Consider the following 16,163-nt stretch of genomic DNA (forward strand, 5'->3'; position numbering starts at 1 on the left):
TTTTGCTGAGCCCTAAAATAGAAAAAGCTGTCTTAAAAGACAGCTTTTTAATATAATTTCTAGATTATACGCTATTTATAACTTGTTACTCCATATTTTGTGGCTTCTGCTTTCGCTTCTGGTGCCCATTGTTGTAAGTTATTAATTCTTGTTTGATTAGAAGGGTGAGTACTTAAAAACTCCGGCGGAGCCTGACCACCACTTTGCGCAGCCATTCTTCTCCATAAATCTGCTGCCTCATCTGGATTATAACCGGCAATTGCCATTAAAGTTAAGCCAATTCTATCGGCCTCGGTTTCGTGGCTACGGCTAAAAGGTAACATCACTCCCAATTGCGTTCCCAAACCATAAGCTTGTGCAAAAATTTGTTGAGTTTCCTGGCTTCTTCCGCTTACGGCTACAGAACCGGCAACAGCGCCAAGTTGCTGCAATTGTGCAGCACTCATTCTTTGCGCACCATGATCAGCAAGGGCGTGGGCAATTTCGTGGGCCATTACTACGGCTACACCTGTTTCTGTTTCAGCTATGGGTAAAATTCCTGTATAGAAAACTATTTTTCCACCTGGCATTGCAAAGGCGTTTACTGCATCATCTTTTACTAAATTATACTCCCATCTAAAATCCTCTAAAAAACCCTGATAACCATTCGCATTCAGATATCTTTCAGCAGCGGTTTCTATTTTATTTCCAACTCGCTTAATCATTTGTGCTTCAGCAGTTCCTCTTACCACTTCATTTTCAGACAAAAACTGATCATATTGATCAAAAGAGGTTGGAAATAATTGATCGTTAGAAACAAAATTCAAATTCTTCTCTCCAGTAAAAGGATTGGTTTTACATGCCACTACCAGCAGTAAAACAGCCACCATACTTATTGATTTTTTAAGTTTCATGTTTTTTGGTTTAGTTTTGTTAAAATTACAAAAGCCATTAAAGCCTTCTTATTGTTTTAAGCATCATTTAACAGTTTACAAGTTTTCAAAAATGATACCACAAACCCAAATAACGTTTAGAAGGCAAGGAACTAAAGTAGTAAGCATTCAGGAAATATGTAAATTGCAGCATCTTACTTCAAAAAAATGAATCAGCAAAAAAAGGATCAAATTCCGGTACAACGATTATTAGTACCTAACTATATAAGATATACCGGGAAAGTACTTTCCAAAATTTCCCCATTTGTGGCCAGTAGATTTGCTGCCCAGCTTTTTTTAACTCCGTTTAAATACAAGCTTCCGGAACGAGAAAAAAATATGGATAAACTTTCTAACCAGTACAGGCTTGAAATTCCTAAAAGCAACCGTGAAATTGTAGTTTATGAATTTGGAAAAAGCAGTAAGAAAATTCTATTGGTTCATGGCTGGAGCGGGCGCGGCACACAATTAGCTAAAATAGCAGAAGCACTAAAAGTTAAGGGTTACAGTACTATTAGTTTTGATGCACCGGCACACGGCAAAGCTCCCGGGCGAAGAAGTATGATGTTAGATTTTATTGATGCAATACACATTCTGGACGATAAATACGGACCCTTTGAAGCCGTAATTGGTCATTCTCTTGGTGGAATGGCGACCCTACGAGTAGCAAAAGAAGGGTTAAAAACAAAGAAACTGGCAATAATAGGTACTGCCAACAGTATAACCCATATAACCCGTGAGTTCGCTAAAAACTTAAAAATGAATAGAAAAGTAGCCGATAAAATGAAAGCTCACTTTGACAAGAAATTTGATATTGATCTGGATAGTTATTCAGGAGCGATTTCAGCTAAAGACGTCTCAGCCACTACTCTGGTTATTCACGATGAAAATGATGTAGATGTTGAAATTTCTTCGGCTCACGATATTCACCATGCACTGGAAAACAGCGAGCTATATATTACCCAAGGTTTAGGGCATAGGCGTATTTTGGGCGACCCTGAGGTAATTAACAAAATCACAACGTTCATCGCGGTATAATCTTTGTACTTTTAAAATAAAAAACGCATTACTTATTTAATATGGCTATTACAGCCTTTAATAAATCAAGTATGTATTAATTAAATTTTATTAGCTATGAAAAAGATACTACCAATTTTACTGGCCGTTTTTATATTTAGCTGCCAGGGCAATGCACAAAAAGATCAAAAAAAAACACAGGAAGAATTTGAAGTCTCTAAATCTGATAAGGAGTGGAAAGCCGAATTAACCGATGCAGAATATCGTGTTTTGAGAAAAGCTGCTACCGAACCTTCGTTCTCCAGTCCTTTAAATGACATTAAAGAACCCGGAACCTTTGTTTGCGCTGCCTGCGGAAATGAATTATACGAAACCGAACATAAATTTATGAGTGGAACGGGTTGGCCAAGTTTTGACCGGGCTATTGAAGGCGGAGTTGCTTATGGTAAAGATTCAAAATTAGGTTATCAAAGAAACGAAGTTCACTGTGCTCGCTGTGGTGGGCATCTAGGCCACGTTTTTGACGATGGCCCGAGAGAAACCACCGGAAAAAGACATTGCATTAATGGAGTATCAATGGATTTTGAACCAAAAAAACAATAAGATTTCCGCCTTTACTGATATAAATTCAGCATAAGCTGCGGAAATGAGAAAGTTAAAAAGATTTCCGTCTATACGGAAATGACAAAAAATTAAGTATGAAAAAATACAGTATAGAAAAACCTGAAACCGAATGGAAAGATCAGCTTTCTGAAGAACAATTTCGGGTATTGAGAAAAAAAGGTACTGAAGCACCACACACCGGGAAATACAATATGCATTTTGAAGATGGAGAATATTTTTGTTCGGGTTGTGGCGAAAAACTTTTTGATAGCGAAGCAAAATTTGACAGCGGCTGTGGCTGGCCCAGCTTTGATAAAGCCATAGAAGGAAAAGTAGAATATGTTCAGGATAAAACCTTTGGAATGATAAGAACCGAAATTCTTTGTGCAAATTGTGGTGGCCATCTTGGCCACGTTTTTGATGATGGACCTACAGATACCGGCCAACGCTATTGCGTAAACTCAGCCAGTATTAATTTTAATAAATAATAACCTAACACCTATAATTATGAAAAAACTATTTTCAATTTTATTTATGACAACTTTTTTATTCGCTGCCTGCGAAGGCGATCAAGGACCTCAGGGGCCTGCTGGACCTCCCGGTGAAAACGGCGTTAATATAGTTGGCATCAGTTATGAATATGATGTAGAGTTTCAATACATTGAAGACGATAACATTTACATTTCCTTATTGGAATTTCCGCCAACGGAAGAACCTTCAGATGCTATATTAGTTTATAGGCTGGAAACAATTGAAGATGTAGAAACCTGGAATTTAATTCCAAAAAGCTATTTTTTCGATGAGGGAATTCTACAGATTTCTTCAAATCATACCGATCAGGATGTTGAATTATTAATTGAAGCTGATTTTGATTTAGAGAATCTAGACTCTTCCTTCACTTCAAATCAATATTATAGAGTTGTAGTTGTTCCGTCAGATTTCGAGCAAAGTACAGGAATTGATACTTCAAATATGAATGCAGTTATGAACGCACTTAATATAAAAGAAAGTGATGTAAAAAAAGTTGAAGCGATTAAATAATCCTTCATTTATATTAAGTTTTAATTAGACCTCACAGGTTTCAAAAACCTGTGAGGTCTTTTTTTGCATTCATAAAATACAGCACAATGTAAATTGATTTCAAAATTTTTACTTTTAATATAGCTGTTATACTCCTAACGAAAACTTTTCAGTTTAAGCGATTATTCCTTAAATTCGCAACTTCACTCGCTAAGCGAGATTTGATTTATTAAGCCTAATAAAAATTTCCGAATATGAGTAAATACGATATCATTGTTTTAGGTAGTGGCCCTGGAGGTTACGTAACCGCAATTAGAGCTTCACAATTAGGATTTAAAACCGCTATTGTGGAAAAAGAAAGCCTTGGGGGTGTTTGTTTAAACTGGGGATGTATCCCAACCAAAGCACTTTTAAAAAGTGCAGAGGTTTTTGATTACCTAAAACATGCCGAAGATTACGGATTGAGCCTTGAAAAAGCCGATAAAGATTTTTCAAAAGTTATTAAGCGTAGTCGCGATGTGGCTGGCGGAATGAGCAAAGGTGTTCAATTCTTAATGAAGAAAAATAAGATTGATGTCATTGAAGGCTTCGGAAAATTAAAGTCTGGCAAGAAAATCGCTGTGACCGATAAAAATGATAAAACCAAAGAATACCAGGCCGACAATATTATTGTGGCTACCGGTGCTCGTTCTCGTGAATTACCAAACCTTAAGCAAGATGGTAAAAAAGTAATTGGTTACCGTGAGGCAATGACGCTAGAAAAACAACCAAAATCTATGATCGTGGTTGGTTCTGGTGCTATTGGGGTTGAGTTTGCCCATTTCTATAATGCCATGGGAACAGACGTTACTGTAGTAGAATTTTTACCAAATGTAGTGCCTTTGGAAGATGAAGAAATCTCCAAGCAATTTGAGCGCAGCATTAAAAAAGCCGGAATTAAGGTAATGACCAATTCATCGGTAGAAAGTGTAGATACTTCAGGAAAAACTGTAAAAGCTAAAGTGAAGACCAAAAAAGGCGAAGAAACCCTTGAAGCAGATGTAGTACTTTCTGCAGTTGGAATTAAAACCAATATTGAAAATATAGGCCTTGAAGACCTAAAAATCAAGACCGATAAAGATAAAATTGTTGTAGACGATTTCTATAAAACCAATGTAGACGGAATTTACGCGATTGGTGATGTTGTTCACGGACCTGCCCTTGCTCACGTTGCTTCTGCTGAAGGAATTCTTTGTGTTGAAAAAATAAAAGGAATGGATGTAGAGCCACTTGATTACGGAAACATCCCTGGTTGTACTTATGCTACGCCTGAAATTGCATCTGTTGGAATGACTGAAAAGCAAGCCAAAGAAGCAGGATACGAGCTTAAAGTGGGTAAATTCCCATTCTCTGCTTCAGGAAAAGCAAAAGCGGCAGGAAAGTCTGACGGATTTGTAAAAGTGATTTTCGACGCGAAATACGGTGAATGGCTAGGTTGCCACATGATTGGTGCCGGCGTTACCGATATGATTGCTGAGGCTGTTCTTGGACGTAAATTAGAAACTACAGGTCACGAAGTTCTTAAAACGGTTCACCCTCACCCAACAATGAGTGAAGCGGTAATGGAAGCTGTTGCTGCTGCTTATGATGAAGTAATTCATATTTAAGAGCCATATATTTTAAAAATTAAAATCCCCGAAGCATCATTGTTTCGGGGATTTTTTATTTGTTAATAAACAACCTTCAGTTAAATTTATTATTTCGTCAAGCTGAACTTGTTTCAGCTTCTATCATCTACAAATATCAACACATTAGATCCTGAAATAAATTCAGGATGACACATAGAGTCTTTTCTAGAAATAGCAATCTAATTATTACTCTAACTTCTATTCTCGTAATAATCTTCTTTCTAAATAAAATTTATTCCAACAACAAATCACAATACACAAAATTGGTATCCCAGGATTTTTGATCATCAGAAAAGCAATTGTCTTCTGATTCTTTAGCAGGTTTATAAGACCTCTCTACCATCTCCCCTATTTTAAAATTGATAGGCTCCTTAAAAATTGGTCCATCAGAAACGAAGGTGTGAAATTCTCCATTTTCACCACATGGATCTACATCTTTCGGTAAATCATTTAAAAAATTTTGATCTAGTATTCTTCCACAGAAGGAGCTATCAAGTTTATTAGCATTTACGCAAACCACAATCGCTTTAAATCCCAGATTTATAAATTCTTCTAAGAGATTTTTTGTGTTTTCCTTCCAAAGCGGAAAAACTGCTTGTAAGCCAATTTCTTCCAGGTGTTTTTCGCGGTAACGCTTCAAATCTTCCAGGAAAATATCTCCAAAAACACTATGGGTAAAACCTTCCTTTAAAAGTTTATTAGTTTCCATTTCCATCACCTCGGTGTACTGTGCCATAGAAATTTCACCGTCTAATTTAATTTGATGTAGGGGCAAAACAATATTTTCAGCTTGCTTAGTAAGTAAATCGGCTCTAATTCCGTGCATGGAAATTCGATTAAAATCAGTATTTACCGTTGTTACCAACTTTTCTACCGAAAACTCATTTTCCTGTTGTAGTTTATATAATGCTAAAGCAGCATCCTTACCACTACTCCAGTTTAGGTAAGCTTTCTTCATTATTTTTCGTTTAAAAAACTCTGAATTGCCAGATTATAGCCTAGCAGTCCAAAACCAAGAATTACACCTTTAGCATTAGGTGCTATATAAGATTTATGCCTAAACTCTTCCCGGGAATGGGTATTGGAAATATGTACTTCTACCACCGGTGTTTTTATACCCTTTACCGCGTCTGCAATACCTACTGAGGTATGTGTATATGCTGCAGCGTTTAAAACAATCCCATCAAAATCTTTATCTGCTTTGTGGAGTTCATCAATGAGTTCGCCTTCTATATTACTTTGAAAATAAGAAAGTTCTGTATTTGTAAATTTAAACTGAAGTTCAGAAAAATAAGCTTCAAAACTTTTATTCCCGTAGGTATCGGGCTCACGGGTTCCTAATAAATTAAGATTAGGACCGTTGATAATCATTATCTTCATTTTTTGCCGATTAGCTGGTTATACTCGTAAAGGTAAAAATAAGATAGGGTTAAAACATAATAAACCCTTCAGAAAAAGAAACATTCCTTTTTGGAAGCTCAAATTCTCTGAAGGGTTATTTTGGTTGGTTAATTGCTTTTATAATCCAAATTCAACTCCCAAATTTATGGCATCAAAACTACCACCATCTACGCTAATTCCAGTATAAGAAACCATAAGACCAATTTTACCGAAATTATAGCCAATTTGGGGTTTATAGTAAAAACCTCCGTCATTCCCATCATTTAAGCCAACAGCATAACCAAGATCTGCACCAAAGAAGAAACCTCTTGCTAAGGAAACCCGCCCGGTAGCTGCTATAGGAAGAAATGCTGGATCGTCAATCTCAAAATCACCAAGCTCAGTATCTAAATCTTCTATAAAAAAGCGGGTATAGCCAACTTTAGGACCTAAATAGAGCATATCAGCAACGCTCACCATATAGGCTAAATCTGCACCGATCTGGAAATTGCTAGCTTCCTCAATATCTCCCACGGGTAAACCAATGTTGGCGCCAACTCGCAATCCACTTTGAGCTTGCATAGCAGCGGTTCCAATTAATGTAAAACAAAAAATAAGTACTAATCGTTTCATAATTATACATTTTTGGTTACTTACCTAAAGATATCACAAATAGCAATTAAGCCCCATTATATTAAAGAATTACAGGATTTCAGGTACAAAAAAAAGCGGAGAGCCCAAGGCCTCCGCTTTCTATTTTTATAGGTGCTTTTAAGAGATTTAGAACATTAGTCCAATCCCTGCTTGAATACCATTATTCTTTATAGCATCATCATCCCAATTGTCGCTATCAAACACATCGGTAAAGCCTTGTGTATATCTTGCAGAGACAAAAAAGCCATTATTAAATTTATATGAAGCACCAATAGCACCTCCAAACTCAAAAGTACTTCCGGCTTCAGTATCAAATTCAGTATCACCAAAACTGCTATCAAAATCATATTCTTCCTCTACTAGGAAATTAAAAGAAGGACCTGCTTCAATAGATAGTCCATCAATCAAATAGATTTTAGCCAAAACAGGTACTTGAATGTAATCTAATTGATATTCCCCGCTCATTGTTTGACCGGCAAAAGATCTATCGGCTTCAAGTCCTTGCGTAGCATAAAGCACCTCGGGCTGAACGGAAAACCGTTCGCTTAAAGGAATTTCAGAAAGTAAACCCAGGTGAAATCCTGTTCTACTCTTTTCATCCTCAAATCCATCTGAAGTCATATTAGTGAAATTTACACCACCTTTTGCTCCAAAATAAACAAATTCTTGCGCACTTGCTGCAGATGTAAAACCTAATACGGCAATTACTGCAATTAAAATCGACTTTTTCATTACTTTTATTTTTGTTAGTGTTACAGGGGCAAATGTAGGAACAGGCTTCTTAAAAAAATGTTACGCAAACCTAAAGTATTACTAAGATTCAGGCTAATTGTTTATATCTTTAACGTATGAAATGGGCTTCAGCACTACAGGATTATTGTAACTATTTACGTATAGAACGCGGACTTTCAGATAATTCAATTACCAATTACCGGTTGGATGTTGTGAAACTTATCAACTTTTTAGACGTTAAAAAACATAAGGTTTCTCCTACCCAAATTTCCGAAGAAATTGTTCAGCAATTTATTTATGAGATCGCTAAAGAAGTCAATGCACGTTCACAATCCCGAATAATATCTGGCTTACGCGGATTTTTTAATTACCTGATCTTTGAAGATTACCGAAAAGACAATCCTCTGGATTTAATAGAATCTCCTAAAATAGGCCGAAAACTCCCAGATACCATTTCTACTGAAGAAATAGACCTACTTATTGAAAATGTAGATCTAAGCAAAGCTGAAGGGGAACGAAACCGTGCTATTTTAGAAACTTTGTATGGTTGCGGCTTGCGGGTTAGTGAATTAACCGATTTAAAGATCTCTGACCTCTATTTTGAAGAAGGCTTCATTAAAATTACCGGAAAAGGCAACAAACAACGCCTGGTACCAACTTCAGACTACACTAAAAAGTTTATTAATATCTATAAAGACGAAGTTAGAATTCACCAGAAAATAAACAGAAATGATTCAGATATTTTGTTTCTAAACCGGCGAGGAGGTAAACTCACCCGCGCAATGATTTTTACCATAATAAAACAGTTAGCCAAAAAAGCCGGAATTCAGAAGAAGATAAGTCCGCATACTTTTCGACATTCCTTTGCCACTCACCTACTAGAAAACGGTGCCGATTTGAGAGCCATTCAACAAATGCTGGGTCATGAAAGCATTACTACTACCGAGGTCTATATGCATGTAGATCGCAAACATCTTCGGGAAGTGGTAGAACAGTTTCATCCGCGACGCTAAAATGCTATTAAAGTTGGGTTAAAGCTTATTGAAAACTTCAAATAACCTTTATTTATTAGTAATTTCAAGCAAAACATTTTCAAAAATTACTATGGAAACTGTTTCCTATAAAATCATAAAAAATGAAAATACTAAAATTCAAAAATGGCGATGAAATGCCAGCCATAGGTTTAGGAACCTGGAAATCTGGAAAAGAAGAAGTAAAAGAAGCTGTGAAGATTGCTTTAAACAATGGTTACAGGCATATAGATTGTGCTGCAACCTATGGTAATGAAGATGCTATTGGTGAAGCTTTTTCTGAAGTTTTTAATGAAGGAAAAATTAAACGTGAGGAAGTTTGGATCACTTCAAAATTATGGAACAATGCACATAAAAAAGAAGATGTAATCCCTGCGCTTAAAAAAACTTTAAAAGATCTACAGTTAGATTATTTAGACCTATACCTTATTCACTGGCCGGTAGCTTTTAAACCCGATGTGAGTTTTCCTGAAAATGACGAAGACTACTTATCCTTAGAGGAAGCGCCACTTATTGAAACCTGGAATATGATGCTGGAAGCCAAAAAGCAAGGCCTGGTAAAACACGTTGGGGTTTCTAATTTTAGTACGATGAAGTTGGAAGAATTAATAGAAGAAGCCTCCGAAAATCCTGAAATGAACCAGGTAGAACTTCACCCTTATCTTCAGCAAAATGAATTATTAGAATTTTGTAGTAAGAACAAAATTCACGTTACTGCATTTTCTCCTCTAGGCAGCGGTGACAGACCCGATGGAATGAAAGCTAAAGATGAGCCTTCACTACTAGAAAACCCGGTTATAAAAAAGATCGCTAAGAAACACGGTGCCAGTGCAGGACAGATTTTAATAAAATGGAGTGAAATGCGGGGCACTGCAGTGATCCCAAAATCTACTAATGAAAGTCGAATTGCAGAAAATATACAAAGTACCGGGGTAAATTTAGACGAATCTGATCTCAAGGAGATAGCTGATTTAGATAAGCATTTTAGATATGTAACAGGAGAATTTTTTGTTACTAAGGGCAATTCCTATGAAAACATCTATGATGAAGACGATTATAAATCCTAAAAGTAATTTAAGATTTTAGATCATAGTTTTTGAAAAATTAGGTTAAGCATACTTATACAAACCCAATAACTAAAAATGCCTTAGAGGAAAACCTCTAAGGCATTTTTAGTTTAGTTACTATCTCCTAAGACTTAATAAACAAATAACCTGTTATTTATTTCGCAATATTAACTGCTCTAGTTTCTCTAATTACGGTTACTTTAACCTGTCCTGGATACGTCATATCTGTTTGGATCTTTTGAGAAATCTCAAAAGAAAGGTTATTGGCTTTTTCGTCGCTCACTTTTTCACTTTCCACAATTACACGTAATTCACGACCTGCCTGGATGGCGTAAGCCTTTTTGACACCTCCAAATCCAAAGGCTATCTCTTCTAGATCCTTTAAACGTTGAATATAAGAATCTAATACTTGTCTTCTAGCACCTGGTCTTGCTCCACTAATCGCATCACAAACCTGTACAATAGGAGACAATAGGGAGTTCATTTCGATCTCGTCGTGGTGAGCACCAATTGCGTTACAAACCTCTGGTTTTTCACCATGTTTCTCTGCCCATTGCATTCCAAGGATAGCGTGAGGTACTTCGGTCTCCATCTCAGGCACTTTACCAATATCGTGTAGTAATCCTGCACGTTTGGCAAGTTTAGGATTAATTCCAAGCTCTGAGGCCATCACACCACAAAGTTTCGCAACTTCCCTAGAGTGTTGCAGTAAATTTTGACCATAAGAAGAACGATATTTCATTCGGCCAACCAGTTTGATCAATTCAGGGTTTAATCCGTGAATTCCAAGATCTATTACTGTACGTTTTCCAATATCTATTATTTCTTCATCAATCTGCTTTCGTGTCTTTTTAACCACTTCTTCAATTCTGGCCGGGTGAATTCTACCATCGGTAACCAGTTTATGCAGTGATAAACGTGCAACTTCTCTTCTAACCGAATCAAAGCAGGAAAGAATAATAGCTTCTGGAGTATCATCTACAATTATTTCAACACCGGTAGCGGCTTCCAGGGCTCTTATATTTCTACCTTCACGGCCAATAATTCTACCTTTTACATCATCACTTTCTAAATTAAATACCGAAACGCAATTTTCTACAGCCTCTTCAGTTCCTATTCGTTGAATGGTAGTAATAATAATTTTCTTTGCTTCCTGCTGTGCCGTTAGTTTAGCTTCTTCAACAGTATCCTGAATCAATGCCATAGCATCTGTTCTAGCGCTGTCTTTTAAAGCTTCAGAAAGTTGTGCTTTAGCCTCATCGGCTGAAAGTCCTGAAATCACTTCTAACTGCTGGATCTGGCTATTGTGGAGTTTATCAATCTCCTCCTGTTTCTTTTCAAGATATTCTACACGATGATTGTAATCTGCCAGCTTCTCATCAAACTCTTTATTGATTTTTTTGTTTTTGGATAGCTCTCCAGAAACCTGGGATTCTTTATCCCTGATGCGTTTTTCAGCATCATTCATCTTTTTATCACGGGACAAAATAACTTTTTCATGTTCCGATTTTAATTCGATGAATTTCTCTTTAGCCTGTAGAATTTTATCTTTCTTGATACTTTCTCCTTCAGATTTTGCTTCTTTTAGAATGTTAGCTGCCGTCTTTTTGGCATTTTTAATTGTTTGCGAAGCTCTCTTTCGCTCTAATTGTTTGGCTATTGCAAAACCTATTGCTACACCAACTAACCCAATAACTATATTTAGTAATATCTCCATATTTAAAATTTAAGTAAAAAAAAAGCCTGTATTAGATAGGTTTTTGTATAAAACTCCATAAAAACAAGTTTAGGGCTAACAAGCTGATCAAGAATCCGCTCATCCCGAATAATCGGGAGCGGCGCGCTTTTACAACTTAGACTCACCCTCTTTAAAGAATCTCTGTTGAGTTTATCAAAATATCACTAATACAGGCAGTAACCTTTATTTATTTAAAGAACGTTTACGATACTAAATGCTTTTGCAGCAAATCATTAAGTGATTTTAGTTTATCTTCTGCTTCAAGCGTATCTGTAGATCTATCTATATCTTTTTGCTCGGTTTGGGCGGCAAATTGCAAGGCACACATTGCCAATACATCCTGCTTATCCCTCACGGCATAACTTTGCTCAAATTGCTTTATCATGGCCTCAATTTTCTTAGCAGCCTTGCGTAAACCTTCTTCCTGTTGAGGATTAATAGTTAAAGGATACACACGATCTGCGATAGAAAGTTTTATTTTTAATTTATCGGCCATATTTATTATTCAGATAATTGAACAATGCATTGATCAATTTCTCTTATTAAGCTGTTTAATTTAAGCTTAGTTTCTGTTTTGAATTCGGTACTGCCCAGCATTGCATTGGCGGCTTTAAGGTTTTGAACTTCTAAACTAGAACCTTCCAGTTTATGAGCCAATCTTTGATTTTCTTCTTTAACAGTAGTCATTTCTGTCTCTAAAGAACTATGAACCTGCTTTAAATTTTCATATTTATGAAGCAGTCTACTAATCCTATTTTCAAGGCTATCAACGATTTCTGTCAATTCACTCATAAAAGCCAAATGTAATGCTTATCCCCACAAAGTTAACATTCGCGCTTTAATATGCCAATTGTTTTTTGGTCTATTTTTAAAATTAGGGAAGACATTTGCTAAGTTTCTAAGCACTAAGGCTTTAATTTTTGCTTAAACTTTAATTAACTTTACCGCTTCATTAGACCCCAAATAAAAATTTTATATGAAATCTATTTTAGCTGTTTTTCTCTCTTTTATTAGCACTATAATACTGGCGCAATCAAATGTACCAAAAGATTATTTTAATAACCCCTTAGATGTACCTCTGGTTCTATCCGGGACTTTTGGAGAATTACGGTCCAATCATTTTCATAGCGGCCTGGATATTAAAACCCAGCAAAGACAGGGTTTAGATGTAGTAGCTTCAGCAAAAGGCTATGTTAGCCGAATTAATATTCAACATTATGGCTACGGAAAAGCACTTTATGTGCAACATCCTAACGGCTACACTACCGTTTATGCACATTTAAAGAAATTCTCGCCTGCAATTGAAGCTTATGTAAAAAAGCGCCAATATGCAAACGAAACTTATGAAATAGAACTTTTCCCTGAGGCTGGCGAACTAACAGTAGCGGCAGATGAGCTTATTGCTTTTAGTGGTAATACCGGCGGTAGCGGTGGACCTCACCTGCATTTTGAAATTCGGGATGGTAGCCAACGCCCCATGAACCCAAAACTCTTTGGAATAAAAATTAATGATAATCGTACTCCGATAATAGATGGTTTATATGCTTATCCTTTAGATGATGATGCTCACGTAAATAATTCCCGGGAACGGCAAAAAATAAACCTTATTCCGCTGGAAGATGGTAGTTATATTGCCTCTGAAATTGATGCCTGCGGAAATATTGGATTCGGAGTTTCCTCGGTAGATCAGCAAGATGGCGCACCTAACCGAAACGGAGTTTATCAAATTGAAGCTGAACTAAATGGCGACCGTTTATTGACCTTACCCTTTAATCGTTTTTCTTTTGCAGAAACACGACATTTAAATCAACTTATAGATTATGAATATTACAGTAAAAATAGAAAACGCATTCAAAAGCTATTTGTTGAAAACGGAAATCCATTAAGCCTATATAAAGATGTCACAAATAAAGGAGAGTTACATATTCAGGATAGCCTTAATTACAATTACACGATAAAGGTGAGCGACTTTTCCGGAAATGAGCGTGTAATAAGAGTTCCTATCCAGGGAATGCAACGCAGCGATATTCCTCCAAAAAAAGAAGAAAAAACCGACTACTTCGCACAGGTAAATCAGCCATTTGCAGCTGAAGCAAACGGAATGGATATCTATATTCCAAAAGGAAGTCTCTATAAAGACACCTATCTGGATATCGAATTTGGAGAAGACAAAGTGAAAGTTCATAACGACCACACTGCACTTCATAAAAACATAACAATAGGATTTGATGTAAGTACATATTCGGCCGAAGAAAAAGAAAAACTATTTATTGCCAGACTGGGTTATGGAGACCGGCCAAATTATTCCTCAACTTACAAGAAACCTAAGCGGTTTACCACCAGAACAAGAACTTTTGGAGAATATACGCTGGCATCAGACGTTACCCCGCCAAAAATATGGCCCACAAATTTTAACGATGGCCAGTGGATTTCAAATAACAACACTTTACAAGTAAAGATAAGTGATGATTTGTCTGGAATAAAAAGTTATCGCGCTACAGTTAATGGTAAATTTATATTGATGGAGTATGAATATAAAAACAATACATTAACTCATAATTTTAGTGATGACGTAGTGAATGAAACAGAAAATCAGCTAAAAATTATTGTAACCGATAATGTTGGAAATAGCAATACTTACGAAGCTACTTTTTTTAGGAAGAAATCTTAAAGAAAAAAAACAAAGACCATTTGAAATATCTAATTTACGTCAAGCTGAACTTGTTTCAGCTTCTAACATCTTGCAAATTAAAACAACTTAGATCCTGAAATAAATTCAGGATGACGAATTAAAGATATTTCAAAATGGTCTTTTATTTATAACAATCTTTTGGAAAGTAATGTTTTAAAAAGCATAAGCACTAACCTAATCTCGTCTCCACTTACTGGTTTCTTCAAAAACATGTTCCAAAATCTTTTTATCGACTGCTGTAAAATCTAAGTTTCGCCGATTCATAACGATTTCGACAACTTCAAAAGCTTTTTGAGTTTTGTAGGTAGTCATTCCAGCACTACCTCCCCAACTAAAACTAGGCACAAAATTCCTGGGAAATCCTGCTCCAAAAAGATTAGCACTTACACCAACCACAGTTCCTGTATTAAACATGGTATTTATTCCGCATTTACTATGGTCTCCCATGAGCAAGCCGCAAAACTGTAATCCGGTTTTAGCAAAACCTTCTGTTTCATAATCCCATACACGCACTTCGGCATAATTATTTTTCAAATTAGAATTATTGGTATCGGCTCCAAGATTACACCATTCCCCTAAAACAGAATTCCCTAAATAACCATCATGACTTTTATTGGAGTTGGCAAAGAAAACAGCGTTGTTAATCTCACCTCCACCCCTGCATCCAGGCCCTAAGGTTGTAGGCCCATATATTTTAGCGCCCATTTTAACCAAAGCTTCTTCGCAAACTGCCAGTGCCCCTTTAATAAGGCTACCTTCAAGAATTTTTGCATTCTTACCTATATAAATAGGCCCAGATGATGCGTTAAGCGAACAGTTCTCTACTTCAGCACCTTCTTCCAGAAATATGCGCTCTGGATGTTTTACATAATTAGATTCCGGAATAGGTTGTGAAATTCTATCTTTTGTTAAAAATTGAAAGTCGATCTCTATTGCCTCTCCATTCTTTGAAAAAATATCCCACTTACTGTTAATCTGAATCACCCCTTCAGCCAATTCTATTTGCTCATATTCATCTAAATCAACTTCCTGATCCTCAAAAGCGTGAAAAGCAACAATATCTTCTTGATGAAAGATAGCCTGATTAGGTTTTAAATTTTTTATTTGCTTTAAAAACTCAGCATTTGGTAAAAAGGAAGCATTGATCATCACATTTTCCTCCAATTCCACCATCGGCCATTTTTCGGCTAAATAATCTTCGGTAATTGTAGAAGTAGTAGATTTTAAAAGCAATTCCCATTTTTCCCTAATAGTAAGAATTCCTACTCTAATATCGGCAACAGGCCGCGTAAAGGTAAAAGGGAGTAATCGGTTCCTGGCAGAACCGTCAAATAATATATAATTCATCCGCACAAATTTAGGGCTCAAAGTTACAAGTAAAATTAAAACTGAAAAGTTTCACTTTTTAAAATGCCGTTAAATTTGTAAAAAGTATAATCTGAAGAAAACTAAACCACTCTGCACTCCAAGTGCAGAGGTTTTTTTACTAGGGACTGAAAGTCCCCAAGCTATTCCAATATGAAATTGGAATTATCATTCGTATCTCGACGATGATGTTCCAAATATTCATTAACCATCCCATCAGTGATATTTCCTGTACTCCAAACTCCATAACCACTTGCCCAAAAATGTTGTCCCCAATACCGCTCCT

At 36.3% G+C, this 16,163-nt stretch carries 18 protein-coding genes and 1 other RNA gene; 8 read left to right on the top strand and 11 right to left on the bottom strand.

Annotated elements, in window-relative coordinates:
• Positions 1-71 precede the first annotated feature (71 nt).
• The gene (locus B5X51_RS14870; protein WP_079721988.1) at positions 72-893 is read right to left on the bottom strand and encodes a M48 family metallopeptidase; all 822 of its coding nucleotides are present in this window, start codon (positions 891-893) and stop codon (positions 72-74) included.
• A gap of 186 nt (positions 894-1,079) precedes the next feature.
• Between B5X51_RS14870 and B5X51_RS14880 the strand changes: the two genes are divergently transcribed.
• From B5X51_RS14880 to lpdA, 5 genes are all read left to right on the top strand, one after another.
• Positions 1,080-1,949: an alpha/beta fold hydrolase gene (locus B5X51_RS14880; RefSeq protein WP_079721990.1), complete on the top strand. Its 870-nt coding sequence runs from the start codon at positions 1,080-1,082 to the stop codon at positions 1,947-1,949.
• 96 nt (positions 1,950-2,045) lie between these two features.
• Positions 2,046-2,531, top strand: coding sequence for a peptide-methionine (R)-S-oxide reductase MsrB (msrB, locus tag B5X51_RS14885; RefSeq protein WP_079721991.1), 486 nt, complete (start codon positions 2,046-2,048; stop codon positions 2,529-2,531).
• 95 nt (positions 2,532-2,626) lie between these two features.
• Positions 2,627-3,019 carry a peptide-methionine (R)-S-oxide reductase MsrB gene (gene msrB, locus B5X51_RS14890; protein ID WP_079721992.1) on the top strand — a complete coding sequence of 131 codons (393 nt, stop codon included), beginning with the start codon at positions 2,627-2,629 and terminating at the stop codon, positions 3,017-3,019.
• A 19-nt stretch (positions 3,020-3,038) separates the two neighbouring features.
• Complete coding sequence (locus B5X51_RS14895; RefSeq protein ID WP_139374907.1) at positions 3,039-3,572, top strand: hypothetical protein; 534 nt, start codon at positions 3,039-3,041, stop codon at positions 3,570-3,572.
• Between the two features lie 233 nt (positions 3,573-3,805).
• A complete protein-coding gene (gene lpdA, locus B5X51_RS14900; protein ID WP_079721994.1) occupies positions 3,806-5,197 on the top strand; it encodes a dihydrolipoyl dehydrogenase in 1,392 nt (463 codons plus the stop codon).
• 253 nt (positions 5,198-5,450) lie between these two features.
• Here the strand turns inward: lpdA and B5X51_RS14905 are convergent, their stop codons facing one another.
• The 4 genes from B5X51_RS14905 to B5X51_RS14920 form a co-directional block, all read right to left on the bottom strand.
• A complete protein-coding gene (locus B5X51_RS14905) occupies positions 5,451-6,176 on the bottom strand; it encodes a Dph6-related ATP pyrophosphatase (protein WP_079721995.1) in 726 nt (241 codons plus the stop codon).
• The gene (gene aroQ, locus B5X51_RS14910; RefSeq protein WP_079721996.1) at positions 6,176-6,598 is read right to left on the bottom strand and encodes a type II 3-dehydroquinate dehydratase; all 423 of its coding nucleotides are present in this window, start codon (positions 6,596-6,598) and stop codon (positions 6,176-6,178) included. The genes B5X51_RS14905 and aroQ overlap by 1 nt, the downstream gene beginning before the upstream one ends.
• 138 nt (positions 6,599-6,736) lie before the next feature.
• On the bottom strand, positions 6,737-7,231 hold the full coding sequence (locus B5X51_RS14915) for a hypothetical protein (protein WP_079721997.1): 495 nt from the start codon (positions 7,229-7,231) through the stop codon (positions 6,737-6,739).
• 147 nt (positions 7,232-7,378) lie between these two features.
• Positions 7,379-7,984 (bottom strand): porin family protein, encoded by a 606-nt coding sequence (locus B5X51_RS14920; RefSeq protein WP_079721998.1) that lies wholly within the window; start codon positions 7,982-7,984, stop codon positions 7,379-7,381.
• Between the two features lie 116 nt (positions 7,985-8,100).
• Here B5X51_RS14920 and xerD point away from each other — a divergent pair, with 116 nt between their 5' ends.
• Together xerD and B5X51_RS14930 are read left to right on the top strand one after the other, a co-directional pair.
• On the top strand, positions 8,101-8,997 hold the full coding sequence (xerD, locus tag B5X51_RS14925) for a site-specific tyrosine recombinase XerD (protein ID WP_079721999.1): 897 nt from the start codon (positions 8,101-8,103) through the stop codon (positions 8,995-8,997).
• Between the two features lie 122 nt (positions 8,998-9,119).
• The gene (locus B5X51_RS14930; protein ID WP_079722000.1) at positions 9,120-10,082 is read left to right on the top strand and encodes an aldo/keto reductase; all 963 of its coding nucleotides are present in this window, start codon (positions 9,120-9,122) and stop codon (positions 10,080-10,082) included.
• A 154-nt stretch (positions 10,083-10,236) separates the two neighbouring features.
• Here the strand turns inward: B5X51_RS14930 and rny are convergent, their stop codons facing one another.
• The 4 genes from rny to B5X51_RS14950 form a co-directional block, all read right to left on the bottom strand.
• Positions 10,237-11,799: a ribonuclease Y gene (gene rny, locus B5X51_RS14935; protein ID WP_079722001.1), complete on the bottom strand. Its 1,563-nt coding sequence runs from the start codon at positions 11,797-11,799 to the stop codon at positions 10,237-10,239.
• Positions 11,800-11,849: 50 nt separating this feature from the next.
• Positions 11,850-11,970, bottom strand: a non-coding RNA gene (ssrS, locus tag B5X51_RS14940) — 6S RNA.
• Positions 11,971-12,022: 52 nt separating this feature from the next.
• Positions 12,023-12,316, bottom strand: a complete 294-nt coding sequence (locus B5X51_RS14945) for a cell division protein ZapA (RefSeq protein ID WP_079722002.1) — start codon at positions 12,314-12,316, stop codon at positions 12,023-12,025.
• A 5-nt stretch (positions 12,317-12,321) separates the two neighbouring features.
• Complete coding sequence (locus B5X51_RS14950) at positions 12,322-12,612, bottom strand: DUF4164 family protein (protein WP_079722003.1); 291 nt, start codon at positions 12,610-12,612, stop codon at positions 12,322-12,324.
• A gap of 184 nt (positions 12,613-12,796) precedes the next feature.
• Here B5X51_RS14950 and B5X51_RS14955 point away from each other — a divergent pair, with 184 nt between their 5' ends.
• The gene (locus tag B5X51_RS14955; RefSeq protein ID WP_079722004.1) at positions 12,797-14,491 is read left to right on the top strand and encodes a M23 family metallopeptidase; all 1,695 of its coding nucleotides are present in this window, start codon (positions 12,797-12,799) and stop codon (positions 14,489-14,491) included.
• Positions 14,492-14,686: 195 nt separating this feature from the next.
• Here the strand turns inward: B5X51_RS14955 and B5X51_RS14960 are convergent, their stop codons facing one another.
• Positions 14,687-15,859, bottom strand: a complete 1,173-nt coding sequence (locus B5X51_RS14960) for a GlmU family protein (protein WP_079722005.1) — start codon at positions 15,857-15,859, stop codon at positions 14,687-14,689.
• 161 nt (positions 15,860-16,020) lie between these two features.
• Positions 16,021-16,163: transposase (locus tag B5X51_RS14965; protein ID WP_176132771.1), on the bottom strand; the 143-nt coding region annotated here is incomplete at its 5' end.

Source organism: Salegentibacter holothuriorum (assembly GCF_900168045.1).
Taxonomy (GTDB): Bacteria; Bacteroidota; Bacteroidia; order Flavobacteriales; family Flavobacteriaceae; genus Salegentibacter; species Salegentibacter holothuriorum.